This window comes from Rhizobium sp. LEGMi-198b (genome assembly GCF_054114205.1).
On record NZ_JBSYVH010000003.1, the window covers coordinates 371,509 to 392,337 of the forward strand.

Consider the following 20,829-nt stretch of genomic DNA (forward strand, 5'->3'; position numbering starts at 1 on the left):
TCCAGAACTGACATATGTCTTTAGTATTTGCGCCAAATCGAAAATGATAGTAAACGTTTTCTCGAAAAAGAGGAGCGCTTTTTGCGCTGGGAGAATGTCACAGGGATCGATTACCTTTCTGCCGGTCAAGCCCCACATCCTGTCGAAGCGCGACAGGATCATTGCCGATATCAGGGCGCTCTTGCCGCCTTCATTGGTGATCACGGACGAGCGCGAGCTCGTCCCCTTCGAGACTGATGCCTTCATCGCCTATCGGCGCCTGCCGCTCGCGGTCGTCCTGCCGCAGACGACCGAACAGGTCTCGGAGCTGATGGCCTATTGCCAGGCTAATGATATCCCGGTCGTTCCGCGCGGGGCAGGGACCTCGCTTTGCGGCGGAGCGATCCCGCAAGAGGATGCGATCGTCATTGGACTTTCCAAGATGTCGAAGATCCTCGAAATCGATCTGGAAAACCGCACCGCGACCGTTCAGGCGGGTGTAACCAATCTGAATATCTCCAACGCGGTTGCCAGCGATCGCATGTTCTACGCGCCGGATCCCAGTTCTCAGCTTGCATGTACGATCGGCGGCAATATTGGCATGAATTCCGGCGGTGCACATTGTCTCAAATATGGCGTCACCACAAACAACCTGCTTGGCCTCAAGATGGTGATGTTTGACGGTACGATCGTCGAGTTCGGCGGCAAGGCGCTGGATACGGATGGCTACGATCTTCTGGGCATCATCTGCGGCTCGGAGGGCCAACTCGGCATCGTCACCGAGGCAACCGTGCGCCTGATCGCCTCGCCAGAAGGCACGCGCCCGGTTCTCTTCGGTTTCGATACCTCCGAGCAGGCCGGCTCCTGTGTGGCCGGCATCATAGCGTCCGGCATCATTCCGGTCGCCATCGAATTCATGGATAAGCAGGCAATCGAGATCTGCGAGGCCTTCGCCCATGCCGGCTATCCGATGGATGTCGGCGCCCTTTTGATCGTCGAGGTCGAGGGTTCCGAAGCAGAGATGGACGCGATGCTCGAACAGATCATCGAAATTGCCCGAGCCCATGCAGTCAAAGTCGTTCGGGAGAGCCAGTCGGCAACGGAGGCCGCGCTGATCTGGAAAGGGCGAAAATCCGCCTTCGGCGCGACGGGACGCATCGCCGATTACATCTGCATGGACGGCACGGTGCCGCTCGGACAGCTCTCCACCGTCTTGAAGAAAACCTCCGAGATCATCGATCGGCTCGGCCTGCGCGTGGCCAACGTCTTTCATGCCGGCGACGGCAATATGCATCCGCTCATCCTCTATAACATCAATGATCCCGAAGACGCCCAACGCGCGGAAGAGGCGGGAAATGAGATCCTCAAGCTCTGCGTTGATGTCGGCGGTTGCCTGACCGGTGAGCATGGGGTCGGAATCGAGAAGCGCGATCTGATGAGCCATCAGTTTTCGGCCATCGACCTTAAGCAGCAGATGGCGGTGAGAAAGGCGTTTGACCCGTCCTGGATTCTCAACCCCTCCAAGGTTTTCCCGCTCGACGGCCGAGACATCGCATGAATTTCTCTCCCTCATCCGAACGCGAAGCGGCCGAGTTAATCCGCACGCGCTGCGAGAGCCGCAAACCAATCCGAATCCTCGGCGCCAATACCCGCTCGGCCGTCGACCTCAGCAACGGCGACGTCCTCGATACGGCGGAACTTAAGGGCATCGTCGATTACGACCCGTCGGAAATGGTAATGACCGCAAAAGCCGGCACGCCCATGGCGGAGATCGAGGCGGCGCTCGCTAGTAACAAGCAGCATCTTGCCTTCGAGCCGGTCGATCTAAGACCGGTGCTCGGCACCAAGGGCGAACCGACGATCGGCGGAGCGATGGCCACCAACAGCTCCGGACCGGCGCGCTTCATCAACGGTGCTGCTCGCGACCACCTGCTCGGCCTGCGCTTCGTCAATGGGGCAGGCGAGATCGTCAATGCCGGCGGTCGGGTTATGAAAAATGTGACGGGCCTCGATCTTCCCAAGCTGCTGGCCGGTTCGCGCGGTGACCTCGGCTTCATTACCGAAGTCACCTTCAAGGTGCTACCGAGGCCACAGATCTCCTCGACCGTGATTGTCTCCTGCAATGACGACGCAAGGGCCGCAAAGGTGATGGCAGCTGCTTTGCGCTTGCCCGTTTCGGTCAGCGGGGCCGCCCACGTGCCTGCCGATCTGGAAAATCGCGCATTGATCGGTGCACTGCCGGAGGAAGGCGCCGTGTTGTTGCGCCTTGAAGGACTTGCACCGTCGGTCGCCGAACGAGTTCGAAAGCTCTCCGCAGCAATGGCATCCTTCGGTCCTATTTCGTCTGTCGAGGGCGATGCGAGCGTCTCGATCTGGCACGCCATCCGCAACGCTCTACCCTTTTCAAGGGAGCGGGGGAAAACTCTTTGGCGGGTTTCTTTGACCCCGATGTCGGCCCATCGCTTCGTCGCCGCGGTCGGGCGCGATGCTGCCATAAGCACCTTCTACGATTGGCAGGGAGGTTTGGTTTGGCTCGAGACTGCCGGACCGCTTGATGGGCAAACCGTTCACTGCGAAATCCAGCGCGCGGGTGGCGGCCATGCGGTTCTCATCAGGGCGACAGCCGATGCGGTCCGGCAGCCTGCATCCCTGAGTCCGGCGCTACAGGCCTTGTCGACGCGGATCAAAGCGGCGCTCGATCCGCAGACGATCTTCAGTCCAACGTTCATGGCGAGATACTAAAGAGATGCGCACCAACTTCAGTGCCGAGCAGCTTGCTGATCCCGCAGTCGCCGAGTCCGAAGCGATCGTGCGCAAATGCGTGCATTGCGGCTTCTGCACCGCGACCTGCCCGACCTATGTCACACTTGGCGACGAGCTCGACAGCCCTCGCGGCCGCATCTACTTGATCAAGGACATGCTGGAAAACGGCCGCCCTGCCGACGAGAAGACCGTCACTCATATCGATCGGTGTCTGTCGTGCCTTGCCTGCACAACAACCTGCCCGTCCGGCGTCGACTATATGCACCTGATCGATCACGCCCGTAAACACATCGAGGATACTTACCGGAGGCCGCCGATCGACCGAGCCCTGCGTTGGTTGGTCGCCGCAATCCTTCCTTATCCGCGCCGGTTACGGCTGGCGCTCAAGATAGCGGGCATAGCACGGCCCTTTGGCGGGCTGCTCGAGCGTGTCGGACCTCTCAAGCCGGCAGCCGCGATGCTGCGGCTCGCAGCGGTCAAGACACCGAAGACCGACAGACGTCCGCTGCCCGCCCGCGAGATTGCACCATTGCGGCCGAAGGCGAGGGTGGCGATCCTTTCCGGATGCGCCCAGCCGGTCCTCGATCCCGGCATCAATGAAGCGACAGTAGCCCTTCTTCAGCGTCTCGGCATCGAGATTGCCTGGCCGAAAGGCGAGGGCTGCTGCGGCGCGCTCGTTCACCACATGGGCAAGGAAGCGGTCGCTCTCGATGCTGCACGGCGCAACGTCGATGCCTGGACTGCCGAGATCGAGACCAAGGGTCTCGACGCCATCATCGTGACGGCATCCGGTTGCGGCACTACGATCAAGGACTACGGCCATATGCTGAGCCACGACGCCACCTATGCCGAAAAGGCCGCCCGTATCTCGGGTCTTGCCATGGACATCACCGAATTTCTCATGGGCCTAGATCTGCCCAAGGGCGATCCGAAGAACCTCGTCGTTGCCTACCACTCGGCCTGCTCCATGCAACATGGGCAGAAGATCGTCGCAGCGCCGAAGGTGCTGTTGAAGAACGCCGGCTTCACGGTTCGCGATCCGCCTGAGGGCCATCTGTGTTGTGGATCGGCCGGCACCTACAACATCTTCCAGCCGGAGATATCGGCGCAACTGAAGGCTCGCAAGATAAGGAACATCGAGACGACTACCCCGGACTTGATCGCGACCGGCAATATCGGCTGCATGACACAGTTGCGCAGCGGGACGGAGATACCGCTGGTCCACACGGTTGAACTTCTCGATTGGGCTTATGGCGGCCCGAAGCCTGCAGCGATCGCCGCAGGACGGTGAGGTTTTCCTTTGGATCGCGAGCCCGCGAGGCGTGGGCAGTCCAAAGTGTAGATTCAAAAGTCACGATGCAAGCTGATTGGTCATGCCGATAAGCTTTCGGCCAATCAACCGCAGGGCGCACGCCCTCGGCGCGTCCCTCCATAACGGCCTCATGGCAGACCTGCTTGGTAGCCCGCGCGACGGGACAAGCGCCTTTCGCTCTGATGGCTGAGGTCCAGTCGCTTCTTTTTTAGGCAATCGGTACTCCGGTAATGGAGTGCACACGGCCTGCGTCCAACGCATGCCTCCGTTGCATGGCGGTGCATTCAAAATAGGCAGGATACCGCCTATATAAGCATCAACAAGTGATGGAGATGAACATGAACTTTCGTGAACGCGTGAAAAAGTTTGCGGCACAGCGTCGCGCAATCCGGGAACTGAGCGTGCTTGATGACCATGCTCTGGAGGATGTTGGCTTGCAGCGAAACGAGATTCGCAAGGCAATCCTCGGTCGCTGATCCAAGCGGACCGATGTAGAAAACTCCGTTCTAGGACGGAGTTTTCTTGTGTGTTGCGCTCAGGGGCGGCCGACAAACACCTTTTGTGCGGCGGTTGTCCCAGAGCCGAGCTTTACCGGGTAGGCTAGCTCGCTCATCGCCATCTCGAGCGTCGCCAGCCCACCTAGTATCATTGTGTCGGTGATCGAGCCGAGGTGGCCGATGCGAAACGCCTTGCCGGTCATCTGCCCAAGGCCGATACCGAATGAGACCCCGTATTTTCTGAGCGCAAGATCCGTCAGCATGTTGCTGTCGACGCCCGGTGGGACATAGATGGCACTTACGGTATCGGAATGGTGTGGTGCCGACGTCGAGCAAAGCGACAGCCCCCAGCCGGCGACTGCTGCACGAACGGCATCCGCCGCTCGGCGATGGCGCGCAAACACTTGATCGAGACCTTCCTCCAGCAGCATGTCTAGGCTTTCTCTCAATCCGTAGAAATGCTGCAGCGCCGGCGTGTAGGGATAACCGCCCGCCTGATTAGCTTTGAGCATCTCCGGGAAATCGAAGAAGCAACGCGCTGTCTTTTTTGTCTTTGCAATTTCGATCGCGCGTTCACTAACGGCGACGATGCCAAGACCGGCTGGCAGCATGAAGCCCTTCTGCGAACCCGTGACGGCAATGTCGACGCCCCAAGCGTCCATCTGAAAATCCATCGATGCGATCGACGACACGCCATCGACCAGTAACAATGCGGAATGGCCCGCCTTGTCGATAGCCTTGCGGACAGCCAAGATATCGCTCCGCACGCCGGTCGCCGTCTCGTTATGCGTCACGAGGACCGCTTTGATCGTGCCTTGCTTGTCGTTTTCGAGCCTCTCCGCAAAGAGTTCCGCCGGCGCAGGGCTACCCCAGGCGCAGTCGATTACGTCGACTTCGAGACCATGCCGCTGGCACATGTCGATCCAGCGGTGCGAAAACACGCCGTGGCGTGCGGCAAGCACTCGGTCGCCAGGGTCTAAGGTATTCTGAAGGGCCGCCTCCCAGCCGCCCGTTCCCGTCGAGGGAAATGCGAGGACCGTGCCGCGCGCGGTCTTGAAGACAGTCTTCAAGTCTGACAGCACGCTCATGAAAAGCTCGCTGAACTTCGGCGAGCGGTGATCGACTGTTTGCTTGTTCATTGCATTGCGGATGCGGTCCGGAATGTTGGTCGGTCCCAGAATGAAGATCGGATTCTGTTCGTTCATGTAAAGTCCTCCCACAGAAGGCGAGACGATACGGGATCCTATCGACAAGACCATTATACATTTTTGTGGGAGGCTACGACAAAATAAACTTTAAGATATTGATTTAACATGTATATAATATTCCATGAATGATACTTTCTCAAATGGAAACGGACCTTTTGCAAAAGCGTCAAGAATGAGCCGCCTGCGATGAAAAACCCGCGAGGACGGCCGCGTCTGCAGAAAGTCGGCGCGCTGAAGGCGGGCCGGACAATGGCAGACCGCGCGATCGATGTTCTGGAGGCGGTGTCCCGGCACGGGCCTGTCTCGCTGCGCGATCTGACGACGCAGCTGCGCATTCCGGCCTCGACCGCCCACAGGTTTCTGCTGTTGCTGGAGGCACGCGGCTTCGTGTCCATGGACCCACTCAGCCAGAGGTGGGAAATCGACGTCCGCGCGTTTCAGGTCGGCAATTCCTACCTTCGTCGGACGGGTCTTGCCGAGATTGCGCGTTTCTACCTTGCCGAGATCGGTATGAAATCGGGCGAGACTGCCAACCTTTCGGTCCGACATGCCGGCAGTATGGTCGTCATCGCGCAGGTCGAAAGCCACAATCCGTTGCGCGCCTTTTTCCGGCTGGGCTCGCAGATACCGGTTCATTGCTCCGCCGCAGGCAAAGCAGTCCTGTCCTATCTTCCGCCCGGCACGATTGAAGGACTTTTCGATAAGAGGGGATTGTTGAAGCTCACGGACCGGACGGTCACATCCCTTCCGCAGCTGCATCGGCAGTTGGAAGAGGTTAGATCGCGAGGATGGGCACTCGACGACGAGGAACAGGTGATGGGAATGCGATGTGTTGCCGCCCCCGTCTGGGATAGGGCCGACACCCCGGTTGCGGCACTCTCCCTGAGCGGGCCGACGAGTCGCTTTGATACCGCCGCTGTCGACAGCCTGAGCACCCTAGTCAAAGAGACCGCGCAAGCGCTATCGAATGCCTTGCGCGGGCTTTGATCGCTGAAGCGGCTTCAGATGCGATCGCCTTCCGTTGCGAAAGATAGAACCTCTGTCGAATTCGGGCGCCAGGAGCGGCCGCTGGCCGACGGTAAAATCGCTGCCTTTGCAAAGGTATCCGCCTTCAGGCGGCAAGCTCCGGAAGCGAGAAGGGCTTGACCGCTCGCTCGCACCATCAAAACTCCCGGATGAAACACCAAGAGTGATCCAGATAACTACATTTGAGACTTCAGAGCCGTCGCTGCTTCCACCAGTGAGGGCGTGGCAATGGTCTGTAACGCGGGGAGCTCGACACCGCCGATGTTTCCTATGACCGCCTTCGCTACCTCGTATCCGGCAAGTCGCACGTCCTCATTGATGACATATAACTCGTTCCTGAATAGGTGAAGCAACTGAGACGATTGCTTTGACACGACATCGATGTCTCTGCCCAAACGCAAACCCGCGTCCTCGATGCCCGCCACCAATGCGAAAGTCGCGGCATCGGATGCACTGATGACACCGTTCGGTCTCAACGGGCTAGCCATTAACTCAGCCACGCTTTCACGTATACGATTGATAGGATCATGAACTGTCACCGTATTGAAGGGGACATGAACTCCACCAGCCTTCAAAACGGCGTCCAAAAAGCCGTCGCGCATGTGGTAATGGTAGCTCATGGATGGAGGCGGAGCTAAGAGCATCAATCGGTCGCGGCCAAGCTCCGCCAATTTTCTCACACCGAGATCCGAAAATACAAAATTGTCGTAGTCATGATAGGGGTGATCAATCCCTGTTGAGGTGCGGCCATGAGTGGCGAAGGGGAAACTATGCTCCGCCATGTAACGAACACGGAGATCGTTCGGCTCGGTCCAAGAAATGATGATGCCGTCTGCCGAATTCGTTTCCACGATATAGCGAATCGGATCCATCGGATCTTGGTTTCGTGAATAGGGTGAAACGGTTAAATGATAGGGCGTTTCGGCCAGATACTCGGAAATCCCGTATATCATTTCGGAAACGAAGCCGCCGACTTGTTCATCTGTGTTGAGAACGAGAACAATTTGACCAGTCCTGCCGGTTCGAAGACGGACCCCTGCTCGATTTGGCCGGTACCCGACATGCTCGGCGGCAAGCTGCACTCTCTTCTTGGTCTGCAGACTTATTTCTGGTCCATCTTGAAGCGCTCGGGAGACGGTGGATACCCCCAGCCCAGTCATAAAGGCGAGTGATTTCAGCGTCGGACGTTCGGACCTTTGCTCCGGGGCATCCGTTTGCGAAGTGGGGCCTTTTTTTATTCTCTTCTTACGCTTCATTCCTTGCTCCGAGAATGACGAGCAAATCGACTCACCCTGCCGTCAACCGACGCTCCCCGCTTACTTCGAGTATCACGTTTCGACGCCGCGTGATTCAATTCTTCCGCGATGCATCGTCTGCATGGTGCAGGAACAAGACGGTCGAACCCGAATTTGAACATGGTTCAACCGGCTCGAATTAGTCTCGATAGATGCAGGCCGACGACATCGGCACGGCGCTTAAATCGAAACGAAATCGTTCCATCTTCTTCATCTCACTTGACTGCATTCATCAAGGCACTCCGACTTTGAATTGCAAATTTTTGAATCGTATCAAAATTTGTAAAATAATTATACGGCTAAACATTTGAAAATACAATATAATAATATTTATTGAAACGTTCCCGGAAAAGTGCATTGATGTATCGAATTCTAATGAGGAGGAGAAGTGCGGCGTGGGAACCCAGGCGTTAAGATGTTTTGGCGTTGTGGCAATAGCGGTATTGCTCAGCGGACAGGCAAGTGCTGATACTTTGAAGGCCGAAGTCTTTCATAGTTGGACGTCGGGCGGCGAGGCCGCTGCGGTGAAGGAGTTTGCCAGCGCCTTCAATCGCGCAGGCGGCGAGTGGGTTGATGCGGCTATAGCCGGGGCAGGGAACGGTGCACGCGCTATCGGTATCAACCGAATCTTGGGCGGCGATCCACCTGCTGCAATGATGTTCAGCACCGGCAAGCAGATGGATGACCTCGTCGACCAGGGTCTGCTGCGCAATCTCGATGACATTGCCAAGGCGGAGAATTGGCAAGCTGCGCTGCCGCCCGCCTTCTACGACGCGATCACCCGGGGAGGCCATGTCATGGCGGTCCCGGTAAACAATCATGGCCAGAATTGGCTTTGGTACAACAAGAAGGTCTTCGAGAAGGCTGGTGCGACGGAACCTGCAAATTGGGACGATTTTTTTGTGCAGGCTGACAAATTGCGGAACGCGGGAGTTATCCCGTTGGCCGTTGGAGGACAGAATTGGCAACTGATGATCATGTTCAATTCGGTGCTCCTGAGCGAGGGCGGAAAAGATCTCTATCTGAAGGTCTTCAAGGATCTGAGTCCTGAGGCGGTCGCTTCTCCAGAATTTAGAAAAGTCGCTGAGACATTCGGCAAGCTTCGTCTCTATGCAGATGCAGGCAACGCAAACAGGGATTGGAATATCGCTACGGGAATGGTCATTTCCGGACAAGCCGGCATGCAGTTCATGGGTGATTGGGCCAAGGGAGAATTCGTAGCCGCCGGAAAGACCGCGGGCGATGACTTCGGGTGTATTCTGGGACCTGGTCAGCCGAATTTTATCATGGGCGGCGACGTGTTCATCTTCCCGGAGCTTAAGGATGCTCAAGGAACAAGAGCGCAGGATCTCCTGGCTCACGTGCTGATGGACAAGGACGTCCAAGTTGCCTTCAACGCGAAAAAGGGATCTGTGCCGGTTCGCCTCGACGTTGATAACAGTAAATTGGACGCCTGCGCCAAGGTCGGGGTCGCCGTGTTGCAAGACGTCAGCAAACAGATTCCCTCGATGGAAATCCTTACGCCAACCGACATCGTTCAAAGTCTCCAGGACGTCGTTGGGCAGTTTTGGTCCGATCCTTCAATGACGCTGGATCAATTCGTAGTTGCGTGGGCGAAAACCGTAGAGCAGGCAAAGTAGCGTCCTCGAAGCGGGGCGTTATCGCAAATGTCTCGTCCTGCAATCAACAATATCTCTCAGTCATCGACAAAAGTCGGGATTCGTAAGGAGGTCGGCGCATATTCGTAGCGTCTCACATTGCTTGGCGTCGGCGTTCTCCCCCAATTGATCATCAGTTCGCGAGGTTGCGATGCCCAGGAAGACACTCTCGTTCAGCCTATTTTCGGCGTGGAAATTTCCACCGCTCGATCAACAGTTGGAGAAGTTGAAGTCGATCGGATACGGTTCTGTTGAACCGTTTTATCCCTTGTACGGCGACGATCCTGTCGGCTACCGACGCAAGATCGACGCGGTGGGGCTAACGTCTCCCACGCTTCACGCGCCCATCGACGGCGTGATAGATCAAATCCATCGTTTCGTGGACATTGCCCACACCATCGGTGCGCATACCATCGTCGCACCCTGGATTGACGAGGATAAGCGGCCAACGAGTGTGGAGGATTGGAAGACCCTTGCGGGGAAGCTTCGCAAGTCCGCCGAGGTGGCACAGGTGAACGGTCTGCAACTAGCGTGGCATAATCACGATTTTGAATATGTCACGCTTGATGACGGCTCGCTGATCCTAGATCTCCTCGTCGGAAATGGAGTAAAGCTCGAAATGGATATCGGATGGGTCAGACGGGCTGGGCGAGACCCGATTGGCGAGATGCAGCGCTACGCAGATCATCTGATTGCACTTCATATCAAAGATCCAGCACACGGGTGGGAGACCGCGACGGATGACGGATTTGCTGCTGTTGGGGACGGCCTTATCGATTGGAATGAGCTTTGGCCGACAGTCCAAATGCTGCACAACGTCGACAACGTCATCATCGAACGCGATTTCCCGCCGGACTGGCTCGATTTCGCACAGCGATCCTTCGCCACCATGCAGAAAATCAATCAGTAGCTACGGCACCGGAAATCACTATGACAGCCCAGCACCAAGTCGATGTCATCAAGGCCGGAAATATCTAGTGGGGGCGCGAATTGGGAAGATCACCAGTATCAACGACTTGCGCGCCCGGATTTGTTGACCAAAACCGGGGCGCCAAACCTTGTCGGGAAGGATTGAAAACTGACCGAGGCCACGGAGAGGGGACTGGCAGCTATCGCGAAGACTTCGGAAAAAGCTGAGCCGGGCCGCGACCTAACCGGCGGTAGGTACACGTATCGCTGGATGACGGAATAGCAACAGTGCCAGTTCTGGCCGGGAAGGCGGATATAAATGCTTGAGTACAGGCCTCTATCAAATATTCTATGACGCAGTCTCTCAAGGTCGCGAAATGCATCAGCTTCACGTATGCGTGCCAATGATGACTCCGTTCGAGATCGCGTGATTCGCCGCAAAAATGAGTATGGTATGAAGGGGAAAACCGTGCAAAGCGGAATAGATCCCGACGAGCTTTCGGAACTGCTGTCGACGCCAAACTCGTCAATAAAGGTTGCCGCGCTCGACAACAATCCTGTCGCATTCCGCTGTCACTTTCTCTCTGCGGGACCGGTAGCCATATCCGATTGCGCCTACGATGGGACGCTTCTCGTTAAGCGGGAGGCGCCCAGCGATAGAATGATCATTTTTCTGGCGAAGCAAGGGCATGCGATCTTTGATTATTCCCGCAACCCGATACATTCAGCTCCTGGGCACGGCATCATTCTGGAAGGGGAGCCTAGCAAAGGTGGCCGCATCTTCGGCCCGCGTCATCATCGAAATTTATTCATCGATAAGGCAAAGATCGCCGGTCACCTGAGCCGGATGCTTGATCGGACCGTTAGCGGCAGAATCGACATCCATCCCCATATCGACTTGACGTCGGATGCCGGGCTTGAGTTGGTGAATCTGGCCGATCAGCTTTATCGCGGCCTTTACGACGGCGGATGGCTGCGGCGGTCGCCATTGGCACTAGCCTCTCTTTGTGACGCTGTGACCTATCTCATTCTCGAGAACTGTCAGCATCGCTATTCAAGCGAGCTGGCGCGAACTGCCCCGGCACCGGCTCCGCGCCAAGTAAAATGGGCCATAGAGTTCATGGAGGCGCATATTGCTGAGCCGATATCGCTCAACGACGTTGCGACCGCCGCCAAGGTCAGCGTCCGAACGCTGCAGGAAGGTTTCAAGCAGTTCAAGAACACCAGCCCTATGGCCCACCTGCATGAGATGCGGATGGCCGCAGCTCATCATGATCTGCTCGACGGCCATTCCGAACGAACCGTCGCCGACATTGCTGCCAAATGGGGATTTAGGCATCTCGGTCGATTTGCGGCCGAATACAAAAGGCGCTTCGGCTGCCTACCATCACAAACATTGAAGAGTTGATCCAGAAGATTGGGTCTTCCTATTGTTCCATCCAACCGAGTTCGAGCGCGCTTCTTCAGCACGTTTCGTTGCGCCTTCGACGGTCGCGGATATCTGGTCAAGCGCGGCGAGTTGGCGGGCCGCTTCGATGCCGACCTCGAAGGCGGTCGAATGGATCATGTTCGGCATCTTTGTGAAGCGATCTTGTCAGACATTGTTGATTGTCCGAAACCAGCAACTATAGCCGGATACCACCAACCTAGAGGCTTTTCATGTAAGCCATTGCAGCAATCGTGACAAAGTGTGCTCAGCTTGGTCGCGGAACCCCTTAGGGACGATGCTAAAGGTGCAGCGCAATGGCCAAGATGATCCACTCGATGGTCCGGGTGTTAGACGAAAAGCGATCGGTCGAATTCTACCGGCAGGCTTTTAGCCTTGCGGTCGTCGATCGGCTTGATTTTGAAACATTCACGCTCATCTATCTCAGCAACCTCGATACCCCGTTCGAATTGGAGCTAACGGTCAACAAAGGCCGCACAGAGCCCTATTCGCTCGGCGACGGTTATGGGCACCTTGCGGTTTCCGTCGCGGATGTGGATGCCGAGCATCTGCGGCTAACCTCGCTCGGACTCCGTCCCGGCAGGCTCGTTGACTTCGATCAAGACGGAAGGAAGATGGCACGCTTCTTTTTCATCAGCGATCCGGACGGCTACAAGATTGAAGTTCTGCAGCGGGCCGGGCGTTATCTCTAAGATGCGGCGGGACGACCGGCCAAGCCTTCGAACTCACCGCCGTTTGTCCCTACATGCTTGTAGACAGTCGTTCGGGACACGCCTAGCTCGCGGGCCGTCCGCGAAACGTTCTCACCGGTCCTCTGGTATACGGCGCGGATTTCCTGGCACTTGGTTCGGCTGAGCGGCCGGCCGCGACATTCCTCACAGCAATCCCAAAGGGAGTTTACGACCGGCTCGGCCTCGTCGAAACAACCTTCATCGATATAGTCAGCGCGCCGCCGCAGCAGTGCCCGCCGCAGCACTGTCTTCAGTTCGCGGATATTGCCCGGCCACTGCCGTCGCGACAATGCCACGATCGCTGCATCGGTCACTGGCGTGCCGGGCGCCATGCTGCCCATCAGGAAGCGAACAACGCTGCCGAAATCGGTCCGCGAACGCAGCGGCGGCAGGCGGATATGGAAGCTGTTGAGGCGATAATATAGATCAGCGCGAAACTGCCGCTGCGCCACCATGTTCTCCAGGTCGCGGTTGGTGGCGGAGACGATCTGCACGTCCACCTTCTGCGTCTTCTGCCCGCCAACGGCACGGATTTCCATGCTGTCGAGAAACCTTAGCAGCGAGGTCTGTGCGGCAATCGGAATGTCGGCGACCTCGTCCAGGAACAGCGTGCCGCGGTCGGCAGTTCGCGCCAACCCAGGCGAGCCCTCGGTGCGCGCGTTGGTAAAGGCGCCGCCCTCATGCCCGAATATTTCCGCGATGAATAGATCTTCCGGCACCGCGCCGCAGTTGACCGCAACGAATTCGCCCTTGCGGCCACTCAACCGATGGACATGCCGGGCCATCAGCTCCTTGCCCGTGCCGGTTTCGCCGGCAATATGCACAGGCATGCAGAGCGCCGCGGCTTCGGCAAGTTCAATGAGCGAGCGCTTGATCTGGGGATCGTCGACAACGAAATCTGGTGCATCCTCCTGCCTTAGCAAGACAGGCACCGTCGGAGAGGGGCGTTTTTCGATCGCCGTCCGGCGTTCGCCGATCTGGCGGCAAACCATGAAGACGACACTGCCTGCCCGATCGCGGAGACGGATGACGCCTCCGTTCAGCAGGCCGTCTATCGCTGTGCCGAACCCTGCTTCGAACAAACCATCGAACCGATTTCCAGGGGTGGCAGGCAGCCCCGCAAGCAGAGATTTGCCCGGCCGATTGATCGATAGCACTTCGCCATCGAGTGAAACAGAAAGCAGCCCCGCCGACAGCGTGTCGAGATATTCCGCGCGTGGATGGAAGGCCAGGACGAAGCTCTTGGCACTATCCTGGTAGATCAGGCCGTTTTCGATCTGGGCGGCGGCCATCCGCACCAACGCGTGCGTGTGTTCCTGTCGCGCCTCGTGAGCGCAGGAAGCGTCGAGCAGCCCGAGGATTTCTCCAGCGGAATTGAAGATCGGCGCGGCCATGCAGCTTAGGTGCCCGTGGCAGGCAAAATAATGTTCGCGGCCGTAGATTGCCACCGGCTTGCCAGTCATGCCGGCCAGTCCGAGCGCATTGGTACCGCGCTCGCTCTCGTTCCACATGCTGCCGGGGATGATCGACCGTCCGGCCGAGCTATCGGCAAATTGCTGATCACTGATCGTATCGAGCACGATGCCATCGGCATCGCCGAGCGCGATCATGAAATTCGAGCCGGCGATCTGCGAATAGAGAAGCTGCATTTCGGCGAGTGCCAACAGCCGCATCGCCGCATTAGCCTCGCGCCGTCGCTTCACGTCGGCAAGGGCGACGACGCTTTGCCGCGGTCGACCACGAGGATCGAGATCGGCGTCGCGGCAGCGCTGCCAGCTATCGGCAACGATCGGCTGCAAAGTGCCGGCTGGAACTCTGTCGCCCCTCTCCAGCGCACTGCGCGCGCGGTCCATTCCGGAAAGGTGCTGCATGTCTCCTCCTCATGCATCATTTGGTACAAGGTATCAGTACCGAACCGGACCGCGCAATAGACAGAAACTGTACAGTTACACTGTCCATATCGTTCAGCCGGTGAACACCAGCGCCGGTCAATTGACCGCTTATGTCTATGACAACGCTATGAATTCTTATCTGGCACAGCACTTGCTGATCGTTCTTCTGCAGCGGGCATTGGTCCCGACGGTGGAGGAGACAACGATATGAAGGCGCAAGTTCTAACCAGGTATGACGACAACCTGACGGCCGACCAATGGGTTTCACTACAGGAGGTTGCCGATCCGGTCATCACCAAGTCGACCGACGTGATTGTTCGCATTGGGGGAGCGGGTGTCTGCCGCACTGACCTCCACATCATCGAGGGTGTCTGGCGGCCGCATATGGATCCCGCTGGCGACAATCTCCTTCCGCTGATCATGGGTCATGAGAATGCCGGCTGGGTGGAGGCGATTGGTAAGGAGGTCGAGGGCATCAAAGTCGGCGATCCGGTCATCGTTCATCCCAAGATTTCCGGTGGCACTTGCCTCGCATGCCGCCGAGGTTTCGATATGCATGGGCCCGGAAAATTCCCAGGACTTGATTGCAATGGCGGTTATTCCGAATACCTCTGCACGTCGGAGCGCAACATCGTGCCTCTTCCCAAGACACTGTCGCCAAAGGAGGTCGCGCCCTATGCGGATGCCGGTCTCACCGCCTATCGCGCCGTAAAAAAGGCGACACGACATCTGTTGCCAGGCGAAAGCTGCGTCGTGATCGGCGCTGGCGGTCTTGGTCACATTGGCATCCAATGCCTCAAGGCCATGTGCGCTGCAGACGTAATCGTGGTCGACAAATCGGAGGCTTCGCTGGCGCTGGCCGACAAGATTGGAGCGGACAAGATCGTCAAGGCAGACGGCAACGAGGTGGAAGCCGTGCTGCAACTGACCAATGGCCAAGGCGCCGAAGCCGTAATCGATTTCGTCGGTGAACGAGGAACAACGACCAAGGGTCTCGCAATGACCCGGCCGATGGGTAGCTACTATGTCGTCGGCTACGGCGAGGAGATCCGCGTGCCGACCGTCGACATGGTGATCACCGAGAAAAACATTATCGGCAATCTGGTTGGTACGTGGGCAGAACTTGTCGAGTTGATGGCGCTCGCTGACCGAGGTCTGGTCGACCTGACGACGATCGAATATCGCCTTGCCAATGCCAATCAGGCCCTTAAGGACCTGCATAATGGCAAAATCCATGGCCGGGCTGTGCTCATTCCCTAGCCTCTGACCCCGACTGACCGCCACAATGGTGGCAGATGCTGGTGTGCCCCCGCGCTTTTGCGGGGGAGCCTTTTCGTAAACAATGCAAAGGGAGGAGGGCGCCATGATGTGCAGGGTATTAAAAGCGCAGAGCCCGCAGCGATTCTTGAAAGTCAGCCGGTCGGTCCGGATCTCCGGGCACTCAACAAGCGTACGGCTTGAGGCCGCATTCTGGCAGGTTCTCGAGGACATCGCGAAAATGGAGGGGCTTTCAACGTCCAAACTTATATCCGTGCTCTACAACGAAGCTCTGGAGTTGCATGGGGATATGTCCAATCTCGCCTCGATGCTGCGCACAGTCTGTCTGATCTATCAGGAAGAACGCCGTACGGAGATCGCCGTGCCTCATATCACGTGATGAAAGCTATCAGCCGCAAGCGGCACGCTGCGACTGACATATATATTTCTTGGCCGAGTGGGAAAATATTCGTGCTCAGTTGACTTTCTTTTCAGTGTCGGCGCGGCCTTCGGCGATCCAGCGTGCACCCAGCACCAGCGCACCCATGCTGAATTCTTTGCCATGTGCGGCAACCATTTCCTCGGAGAGCTTCGCAATTCTCTCGAAAAAAGCGTCCTTGCTTTTTTCTTCAATGGTGAGCTTTCTTTGCATGATATCCTCCATTTTCTGTTTGAGTGGCAGCTATTTGAAGAACTGGTTAGGGAAGGTGATGATCGCGGCATTGCCGAGCGCGTCGCCCATGCCAAGCTGTTTGCCATCAGCACTCCATTGAAGTGCAGTGACCGGTCCGCCCGTGTCCCGGATCACCAGTTCGTCGGGAGAGCCGATCTTGGCGATGACGATCTTGCCGTTCGCATAACCTGCTGCCACAAGCTTCTTGAATGGGTGAGAAGCAACGGCATCCACCATCACGAAGCCCGGATGCCCGGTAGCCAGTGCTCCTGTCGAGCTGTTCGAAAGAGGCGGTGTGTCCATTGACCATCCGGCAATGCGATAGGCTCCGGATGCGAAAACTGCGTTTGCGGATTGGCTCCAGTCCAGTGTGCGGATCGGACCGGGGAAATCGCTGAGTATGGCATCACCGCCAGAGGCTATGTCGACCAGGCAAAATCCGCCGGTCTCTAGGCCGCATGCCAACCACCTGTTGTCTGCGCTCCATATCAGCGAAATTGGCCGGGCTGAGAGCGCAATTTCCCGAAATGACCGCAGGTCGTCCTCCGCGTGGCGGATATTGAGGCTGGTGGCAGCCGCAAGCGCGATCATGCATCCATCGTTCGAAATGGATACCACTTCGCTGATAGGATCGCTGAGAGCGGCTTCTCTGATTGAATCTGTCCTCTTCCATTGTAGGCGCAGCCGATTGGGGAGGACCGCGGCCATCAGCCCCGTCGACCGGCAATAATCAAAAGCAATGATTGGGCTTTTATCCGCGAGGACTTTTGCCGAAATCTCGCCGGATCGATTGATGCGCAACAGGTCGCCCTTTGCCGTCAAGACCAGCGTTTCACCGTCATCAAAGGCTGTGAGCCCGCCGCCATCGCGAATTCGGGTATTGATCAGGGGCGAGGGCCGTCCCTCACGGGGGTGGATTGTGGTTCGACCGTTGTCGATGGTAATGCGGGACTCTGGAGGTTCATTGTCGGCGAGGCGGGCGAGAGCGACGGTTCCATCAAAGCATGACATCGCCAGCAGCGTATCGTCATTATTGAAACAGATATGTTTGATGGCCGATGGCCGCCTCCAGTTGCGTGCCAGAAGATCGAACAGGGTTACGTTAGGCGTGGTCTGCTGGTTCATATTATCCTCCTCTTGCCGCAGCAATCAGCCGGTCGAGTAATGCGACTTCCGCTTCCGCTTCCGCGATTTCCTCCATGCAACTGACCTGCGCCTCCCGCATCTCGTCGGCATTGTTCTTAGTGTCGAGCAATTCACGTACCAATTTCTCGCTGTTGCCACTCCGGCTGGCCGCGAGTTCGAGCCTGAGGATATCCATCTCGATACCAGAAAGCGCTTGAGCCAACTTCAGTGCCTTGGCCGTCAACGAAGAAACAGCCGCGACACATTCGGTGCGCCGGCGCAAGAGCTCAAGGGCGGTGTTGTCCTGAGTGGTCATTACAAAATCCCCTGTTTCGGTCGGTAACGGCTAGTTCACAGGGTATCGGTGGCCCCGGCTTCTGGTGACTTCCATGCCTCGAGAATTGTTGGCAGTTGCGGCAACTGGGTTCTGAACTGGCTTTCCGCCATGCGGATATGGTTGCGAAGCTCATCCCACACATCCACTCGCATCATCGTGTCGCCAGTCAATTGCTCGACCTCCTCGACCCGGAATTGCCGTGACAGCGAGACGCCGGAAAAGACGAAATCCCGCAGCATCAGCGCGTGTTTTTCCGAGAAGACATGGATCATAGGGTGACTCTCCGGCGTCACGCCCATCATCGCCAGTTCCCGTAGGATGAACTGCTGGAAATGACGCTGCATCAAGTGCTGGCTCTCGCCGATGAAGCGCATCGTGAAGATCAGATCCCTCTTCATAAGACGCGCGAGTTCTGTGGTGACATCGCTCTCGCCGGCCACGGCAGGCTGCGCTCTTTCGTTGTTATCCACCATATCGGTTTCCAAACGGAGTTTAGGCTTCGATAAAACACCCGAGCGAATATAACGGCATAATAAGCCGATGTATATTTATATTTTTTCCAATTTACTCTGAGATATCTCCGTAAAGCTTGGATGTATGAAGTATTACACTTGTAAATTACGACTGTAAAATAACGTTACACTCCGAATATCCTTTATCGTTATTTGCTGCGGCACGCGTTGCGTTTCTGAACTGGCACGCGCTTTGCAAGGTCTATCGCACAAAAAGCCATCGCGTTCATTGCGACGCTAGAAGAACGAAGGAGTGGGGAAGCGGTTCACTTGAGCCGGGTGAGGAGTGTACCGGCGTTTCCCTGAATACCTTTGCCGTATCCACTTGGATGGTCGGACCTTGGTCGCACCCAAGCGTACCACTTTATCGTGCCGTTCCAATTTTCGCACGCGGCGCTCGAACGCGCCGTTCCAGCCGGGGCCGGAGCGCCTGCGGTTCAAACACAGTGGAGGCTAATGACGATGTCGTCTTTGACGCTTAACAAGATAACCTCGCAGCGCGGTATCTCCGTCGGCGAAGCAACCAAGAAGATTTCCGACCTCGGTTGGAACCCGACCTATGTCCAGGAAGCGATGACGTTTCCGACGGATTATAAGATCAGCAAGGCGCCGCGCGATCCGATGAAGCAGGTGCTTCGCTCCTATTTCCCGATGCAGGAGGAAAAGGACAACCGCGTCTATGGCGCTCTCGATGCGGCTCTGCGCGGCGATATGTTCCGCAATGTCGAGCCGCGCTGGGTCGAGTGGATGAAGCTGTTCCTGGCGATCATTCCTTTCCCGGAGATCTCGGCGGCCCGTTCCATGGCGATGGTCGCCCGCATCGCGCCCGGTGAAGATCTGCGCACCGGCTTCACCATGCAGATGGTCGACGAGTTCCGGCATTCGACCATCCAGATGAACCTCAAAAAATGGTACATGGAAAACTATATCGATCCGGCTGGCTTCGACATCACCGAGGAAGCTTTCGGCAAGTGCTACGCCACCACGATCGGCCGCCAGTTCGGCGAAGGCTTCATCACCGGTGATGTGATGACGTCTGCCTGCATGTATCTGACCGTCGTCGCTGAAACCGCCTTCACCAACACGCTTTTCGTGGCGATGCCGTCCGAAGCTGCGCGCAATGGCGACTATGCTCTCCCGACAGTCTTCCTGTCGGTGCAATCCGACGAGAGCCGTCATATCGGCAACGGCCACTCGCTGCTAATGGCAGCTCTCAAGGAGCCGGAAAACCACCTGCTGCTCGAGCGCGACCTTCGTTACGCCTTCTGGCAAAACCACGCGATCGTCGATGCGGCCATCGGAACATTCATCGAATACGGCACCACCAACCGTGACAAGAACAAGGAATCCTATGCGGAGATGTGGCATCGCTGGATCTTCGAGGACTATTACCGCACCTACATGCTGCCGCTCGAAAAATACGGGATCAAGGTTCATCATGACGATGTTCACGAAGCCTGGAACCGCATTACCAAGAAACATTACGTCCACAAGGTGGCGCAGTTCTTCGCGGTTGGCTGGCCGGTCAACTTCTGGCGCATCGAAGCTCAGCGCGAAGCCGATTTTGAATGGTTCGAACAGAAATATCCGGGATGGTATGCCGAGTTCGGCGATTTCTGGAAATGGTATGACAAGCTTAGCCACCGCGGCGAAAAGATCATCACATTCAACGAGGAAACTGGCTACGTCTATCCGCATCGCTGCTGGAGCTGCCTTGTTCCCTGCTTAATCCGCGAGGACATGGTGGTCGATGAGATCGACGGACAGTTGCACACCTTCGCCCACGAACTTGATCGCTGGACCGCTGTCGAGGCGTTCGCTGACGAATACCAGGGTCGGCCGACGCCTGCGATGGGCCGGTTCAGCGGCAAGCGCGAATGGGAAACCCTCTATCACGGTTGGGATCTCGCCGATGCCATCAAGGATCTGAACTTCGTTCGTTCGGACGGCAAGACGCTCGTGCCGCAGCCGCACCTGCGTTTCGACGGCAAGGATATGTGGACGCTGGACGATGTGCGCGGCCACATACTGCAATCCCCGCTGACGCTTCTGCGCGAAATGTCGCCGGAGGCCCGCGAACAGCACCTCGCCGAGTACCGTGCCGGCTTCACCATCACGCCCTTTAACTAAGGCGTAGAGCCGCGGGGGCCGGTCCCGGCCTCCGCGACATTCCGGGAAAAGCACGTTTCCCTTCAAGGAAACACGCGG

Annotated in this window: 20 protein-coding genes; 12 read left to right on the forward strand and 8 right to left on the reverse strand. The window is 57.2% G+C overall.

Translation table 11 applies throughout. The annotated features are described in order from the left end of the window. The first annotated feature begins 94 nt into the window (after positions 1-94). The 4 genes from ACXHXG_RS14620 (at position 95) to ACXHXG_RS14635 (ending at position 4,530) form a co-directional block, all read left to right on the forward strand. On the forward strand, positions 95-1,537 hold the full coding sequence (locus ACXHXG_RS14620; protein WP_457899721.1) for an FAD-binding oxidoreductase: 1,443 nt from the start codon (positions 95-97) through the stop codon (positions 1,535-1,537). Next, positions 1,534-2,721 (forward strand): FAD-binding protein, encoded by a 1,188-nt coding sequence (locus tag ACXHXG_RS14625; protein WP_457899722.1) that lies wholly within the window; start codon positions 1,534-1,536, stop codon positions 2,719-2,721. Before ACXHXG_RS14620 ends, ACXHXG_RS14625 begins: the two co-directional genes overlap by 4 nt. A 4-nt stretch (positions 2,722-2,725) precedes the next feature. Then, on the forward strand, positions 2,726-4,033 hold the full coding sequence (gene glcF, locus ACXHXG_RS14630; RefSeq protein ID WP_457899723.1) for a glycolate oxidase subunit GlcF: 1,308 nt from the start codon (positions 2,726-2,728) through the stop codon (positions 4,031-4,033). Between the two features lie 359 nt (positions 4,034-4,392). Continuing rightward, positions 4,393-4,530, forward strand: a complete 138-nt coding sequence (locus tag ACXHXG_RS14635; RefSeq protein WP_457899724.1) for a YjiS-like domain-containing protein — start codon at positions 4,393-4,395, stop codon at positions 4,528-4,530. A gap of 59 nt (positions 4,531-4,589) precedes the next feature. On the opposite strand, the gene ACXHXG_RS14640 is transcribed toward ACXHXG_RS14635, so the two are convergent. Further along, positions 4,590-5,756 (reverse strand): pyridoxal-phosphate-dependent aminotransferase family protein, encoded by a 1,167-nt coding sequence (locus ACXHXG_RS14640; RefSeq protein ID WP_457899725.1) that lies wholly within the window; start codon positions 5,754-5,756, stop codon positions 4,590-4,592. 189 nt (positions 5,757-5,945) lie between these two features. Between ACXHXG_RS14640 and ACXHXG_RS14645 the strand changes: the two genes are divergently transcribed. After that, a complete protein-coding gene (locus ACXHXG_RS14645) occupies positions 5,946-6,746 on the forward strand; it encodes an IclR family transcriptional regulator (protein ID WP_457899726.1) in 801 nt (266 codons plus the stop codon). A gap of 215 nt (positions 6,747-6,961) precedes the next feature. Here the strand turns inward: ACXHXG_RS14645 and ACXHXG_RS14650 are convergent, their stop codons facing one another. After that, positions 6,962-8,041 carry a LacI family transcriptional regulator gene (locus tag ACXHXG_RS14650; RefSeq protein ID WP_457899727.1) on the reverse strand — a complete coding sequence of 360 codons (1,080 nt, stop codon included), beginning with the start codon at positions 8,039-8,041 and terminating at the stop codon, positions 6,962-6,964. A 434-nt stretch (positions 8,042-8,475) separates the two neighbouring features. Between ACXHXG_RS14650 and ACXHXG_RS14655 the strand changes: the two genes are divergently transcribed. From ACXHXG_RS14655 to ACXHXG_RS14665, 3 genes are all read left to right on the forward strand, one after another. Next, positions 8,476-9,720, forward strand: a complete 1,245-nt coding sequence (locus ACXHXG_RS14655) for an ABC transporter substrate-binding protein (RefSeq protein WP_457899728.1) — start codon at positions 8,476-8,478, stop codon at positions 9,718-9,720. 169 nt (positions 9,721-9,889) lie between these two features. Further along, complete coding sequence (locus ACXHXG_RS14660; RefSeq protein ID WP_457899729.1) at positions 9,890-10,648, forward strand: sugar phosphate isomerase/epimerase family protein; 759 nt, start codon at positions 9,890-9,892, stop codon at positions 10,646-10,648. Between the two features lie 453 nt (positions 10,649-11,101). Next, positions 11,102-12,055 (forward strand): helix-turn-helix transcriptional regulator, encoded by a 954-nt coding sequence (locus ACXHXG_RS14665; protein ID WP_457900010.1) that lies wholly within the window; start codon positions 11,102-11,104, stop codon positions 12,053-12,055. Here the strand turns inward: ACXHXG_RS14665 and ACXHXG_RS14670 are convergent. Continuing rightward, the gene (locus ACXHXG_RS14670) at positions 12,035-12,214 is read right to left on the reverse strand and encodes a hypothetical protein (RefSeq protein ID WP_457899730.1); all 180 of its coding nucleotides are present in this window, start codon (positions 12,212-12,214) and stop codon (positions 12,035-12,037) included. The two genes, ACXHXG_RS14665 and ACXHXG_RS14670, sit on opposite strands and share 21 nt — an antisense overlap. A 176-nt stretch (positions 12,215-12,390) precedes the next feature. Between ACXHXG_RS14670 and ACXHXG_RS14675 the strand changes: the two genes are divergently transcribed. Then, positions 12,391-12,786 carry a VOC family protein gene (locus tag ACXHXG_RS14675; RefSeq protein WP_457899731.1) on the forward strand — a complete coding sequence of 132 codons (396 nt, stop codon included), beginning with the start codon at positions 12,391-12,393 and terminating at the stop codon, positions 12,784-12,786. Here ACXHXG_RS14675 and ACXHXG_RS14680 read toward each other — a convergent pair. Beyond that, complete coding sequence (locus ACXHXG_RS14680; RefSeq protein WP_283052946.1) at positions 12,783-14,696, reverse strand: sigma-54-dependent Fis family transcriptional regulator; 1,914 nt, start codon at positions 14,694-14,696, stop codon at positions 12,783-12,785. The genes ACXHXG_RS14675 and ACXHXG_RS14680 overlap by 4 nt on opposite strands. Before the next feature lie 228 nt (positions 14,697-14,924). Here ACXHXG_RS14680 and ACXHXG_RS14685 point away from each other — a divergent pair, with 228 nt between their 5' ends. Next, the gene (locus tag ACXHXG_RS14685; protein ID WP_457899732.1) at positions 14,925-15,977 is read left to right on the forward strand and encodes an NAD(P)-dependent alcohol dehydrogenase; all 1,053 of its coding nucleotides are present in this window, start codon (positions 14,925-14,927) and stop codon (positions 15,975-15,977) included. A gap of 103 nt (positions 15,978-16,080) precedes the next feature. Further along, positions 16,081-16,374, forward strand: coding sequence for a ribbon-helix-helix domain-containing protein (locus ACXHXG_RS14690; RefSeq protein WP_311319450.1), 294 nt, complete (start codon positions 16,081-16,083; stop codon positions 16,372-16,374). Positions 16,375-16,449: 75 nt separating this feature from the next. Here the strand turns inward: ACXHXG_RS14690 and ACXHXG_RS14695 are convergent, their stop codons facing one another. From ACXHXG_RS14695 to ACXHXG_RS14710, 4 genes are read right to left on the reverse strand one after another with little or no spacing between them, the layout of a single operon-like run. After that, entirely contained in the window at positions 16,450-16,626 is a 177-nt protein-coding gene (locus tag ACXHXG_RS14695; RefSeq protein WP_260304561.1) for a hypothetical protein, read from the reverse strand. A gap of 30 nt (positions 16,627-16,656) precedes the next feature. Further along, complete coding sequence (locus ACXHXG_RS14700; protein WP_457899733.1) at positions 16,657-17,772, reverse strand: WD40 repeat domain-containing protein; 1,116 nt, start codon at positions 17,770-17,772, stop codon at positions 16,657-16,659. 1 nt (position 17,773) lies between these two features. After that, a complete protein-coding gene (locus ACXHXG_RS14705; protein WP_260304559.1) occupies positions 17,774-18,088 on the reverse strand; it encodes a hypothetical protein in 315 nt (104 codons plus the stop codon). A gap of 35 nt (positions 18,089-18,123) precedes the next feature. After that, positions 18,124-18,582, reverse strand: a complete 459-nt coding sequence (locus ACXHXG_RS14710; RefSeq protein ID WP_457899734.1) for a hypothetical protein — start codon at positions 18,580-18,582, stop codon at positions 18,124-18,126. 495 nt (positions 18,583-19,077) lie between these two features. Between ACXHXG_RS14710 and ACXHXG_RS14715 the strand changes: the two genes are divergently transcribed. Next, entirely contained in the window at positions 19,078-20,751 is a 1,674-nt protein-coding gene (locus tag ACXHXG_RS14715; RefSeq protein WP_457899735.1) for an aromatic/alkene/methane monooxygenase hydroxylase/oxygenase subunit alpha, read from the forward strand. The last annotated feature ends 78 nt before the right edge of the window (positions 20,752-20,829 follow it).